Origin of the sequence: Streptomyces sp. NRRL S-495, from assembly GCF_000966955.1 — a bacterium.
In the GTDB taxonomy this organism is placed as follows: domain Bacteria; phylum Actinomycetota; class Actinomycetes; order Streptomycetales; family Streptomycetaceae; genus Kitasatospora; species Kitasatospora purpeofusca.
In genome coordinates, this window is the sequence record NZ_JZWY01000780.1 from 1 (window position 1) to 2856 (window position 2856).

The 2856-nt window shown below is 72.9% G+C and carries 3 protein-coding genes; 2 read left to right on the plus strand and 1 reads right to left on the minus strand.

The window, feature by feature from the left end:
- Positions 1-339 (minus strand): FAD-dependent monooxygenase (locus VR45_RS33305; protein ID WP_045943631.1); only part of this gene is annotated, 339 nt, incomplete at its 3' end.
- 111 nt (positions 340-450) lie between these two features.
- Here VR45_RS33305 and VR45_RS33310 point away from each other — a divergent pair.
- Together VR45_RS33310 and VR45_RS33315 are read left to right on the plus strand one after the other, a co-directional pair.
- Entirely contained in the window at positions 451-1086 is a 636-nt protein-coding gene (locus VR45_RS33310) for a TetR family transcriptional regulator (protein WP_045943632.1), read from the plus strand.
- Between the two features lie 204 nt (positions 1087-1290).
- Positions 1291-2856 (plus strand): Re/Si-specific NAD(P)(+) transhydrogenase subunit alpha (locus VR45_RS33315; protein ID WP_063772586.1); only part of this gene is annotated, 1566 nt, incomplete at its 3' end.

Consider the following 2856-nt stretch of genomic DNA (forward strand, 5'->3'; position numbering starts at 1 on the left):
CAGCAGCGCCTCCAGTTGCGGCTGCTGCAGCCAGCGGCTGGCCGCGTAGGGGGTGGTGGCGCTGGGCCGGGCGCCGGCGAACGGCTCGGTCTCGTTGACGAAGGCACCCTCGAAGTACTTGCGGAACGGCAGGTGGGTGCGGCCCACCGCGGCCAGCTCCTCGGCGATGCCCAGGTCCGCCAGGATCTCCAGGCTGCGGGGGTTGAGCGTCTTGCCGCGGGAGCCTTCGGCGTGGGCGGTGGCCCGCTCCAGGACCCGTACCGCCACGCCCTGCCGGGCCAGCCCGCAGGCCAGCGTCAGTCCGGTCGGCCCCGCTCCCACGATCACCACGTTCGTCATGTGTGTGTCCGTACCTTCCGGTGGTCGATGACTCGTCGATGGCTCCATGAAACAGCAACTCAGTAACGAACGCAACCCAGTAACGAATTTATCCGGGTTATGATCCTTGGCATGAGTCCGAGCGAACCAGAACCGGGTCTGCGGACCCTCAAGAAGCAGCGCACCCGGCAGACCATCGCCGATGTCGCCATCGCCCTCTTCCTCGACCGGGGCTTCGCACAGGTCTCGGTGGCCGAGATCGCCGCCGCCGCCGAGGTCTCCAAGCCCACCCTGTTCCGGTACTTCGCCACCAAGGAGGAGCTGGTCCTGCACCGCTTCGCCGACCACCTCGGCGAGGCCGGCCGGGTGGTGCGCGACCGCGCCGCCGGACTCACCCCGCTGGACGCCCTGGAGCGCCACCACCTCGCCGGGCTGGCCGCCCACGAGCCCCAGACCGGACTGACCGACGATCCCGAGGTGCTGGCCTTCCTCCGGCTGGTCTACGAGACCCCGGAACTGTCCGCCCAGCTCCTGGACTACGTCGACGCCGACGCGGACGCGCTCGCCGAGGCGCTGGACCCGGCGGGCGGCATCACGGCCCGGCTGTTCGCCGCCCAGTACGTGGCCGTCCGCCAGGTGCTCGCCCGCACCGCCTGGGCCAGGCTGGCCGACGGGCAGGACATCGCCGAGGCGGGCCCGCAGGCCGTCGCCGAGACCGCCGCCGCCTTCGCCCTGCTGCGCGACGGAGCCCGCGCCCAGGGGTTCTGAGCCCTCTGAGCCCGACCCGCCACTCCCTGGTGTCCCGGGCGCCGCAGCGGACCCGCCGCCCGGTGAATCGGTGAAGCACGTCACGGCCTCGCCCCGGTGCCCCGGCGGGTCCGGGCGGGTAGGTTCCTGCCTCCAAGGGGAGCGACGCTCCCCCGGACGCGGATCCCGCCGTCATTGGCTCCTCCCAGGAGAGAGGCACGAGTGATGTCTGCACAGGACGCCACGCACCACCCCCCGCGGCGCATCGGTGTGGTCGCCGAGTCGACCGCCGGGGAGACCCGGGTCGCCGCGACACCGTCCACGGTGCGGGGGATCCTCGCCCTCGGCTACGAGGTCGTGGTCGAGTCCGGGGCCGGTACCGCCTCCGGGTTCACCGACGAGGCCTACACCGCCGCCGGAGCGGGCGTCGGGGACGCCTGGGCGGCCGACGTCGTACTGAAGGTCAACGCGCCGTCGACCGCCGAGGTCGCCCGGCTGCGCGACGGCGCGACCCTGATCGGCCTGCTCGCCCCGGCGCAGCGGCCCGATCTGCTGGAGACGCTGTCGGCGCGCCCGGTCACCGCGCTCGCGCTGGACGCGGTGCCGCGGATCTCCCGCGCGCAGTCGATGGACGTGCTCAGCTCGATGGCCAACATCGCCGGGTACCGGGCGGTGATCGAGGCGGCGCACGTGTTCGGCCGCTTCTTCACCGGCCAGGTGACGGCGGCGGGCAAGGTCCCGCCGGCGAAGGTCCTGGTGGCCGGCGCCGGTGTGGCCGGGCTCGCCGCGATCGGCGCCGCCTCCAGCCTGGGCGCGATCGTCCGGGCGACCGACCCCCGGCCTGAGGTCGCCGACCAGGTGAAGTCCCTCGGCGGGGAGTACCTGCCGGTGCAGGCCGCGCAGGAGGTGAGCACCGACGGCTACGCGAAGGCCACTTCGGCCGACTACGACCGGGCCGCGGCCGCGCTCTACCACGAGCAGGCCCAGGACGTGGACATCGTCATCACCACGGCGCTGATCCCCGGCCGGCCGGCCCCCCGGCTGCTCACCGCGGCGGACGTGGCGGCGATGAGGCCGGGCAGCGTCGTCGTCGACATGGCCGCCGCCCAGGGCGGCAACGTCGAGGGCACGGTCGCGGGCCGGACGGTGGTCACCGACAACGGCGTCACGCTGATCGGCTACACCGACCTCGCGGCCAGGCTGCCCGCCCAGGCCTCGCAGTTGTTCGGCACCAACCTGGTCAACCTGTTGAAGCTGCTGACCCCGGGCAAGGACGGGCAGCCGGTGCTGGACTTCGAGGACGTGGTCCAGCGGGCGGTGACCGTGGTCCGGGCGGGCGAGGTCACCTGGCCGCCACCGCCGGTCGCCGTGTCGGCCGCGCCCGCACCCGCCGCGACGCCCGCCGCGCCCGCGGCCGTGGAACCGGCGCGACCCCGACTCACCCCGGCGGCCCGGTTCGGCCTGATCGGCGCCGGGATGCTCGCGCTGTTCCTGCTGATCGCTTTCGCCCCGACCCAACTGGCCCAGAACTTCACGGTGTTCGCACTCGCCGTGGTCATCGGTTACTACGTGATCGGCAAGGTCCACCACGCCCTGCACACCCCGCTGATGTCGGTCACCAACGCGATCTCCGGGATCGTGGTGATCGGCGCCCTGCTCCAGATCGGGCACGGGAGCGCGACGGTCACCGTGCTCTCCTTCGTGGCGATCCTGCTGACGAGTGTGAACATCTTCGGCGGCTTCGCCGTCACCCGCCGCATGCTGAGCATGTTCTCCTCGTCCCCGGAAAGG

What these genes read in the sequence shown, in the direction of transcription:
- VR45_RS33310 (WP_045943632.1), top strand. Translation starts at nt 451, where the DNA reads ATGAGTCCGAGCGAACCAGAACCGGGTCTGCGGACCCTCAAGAAGCAG.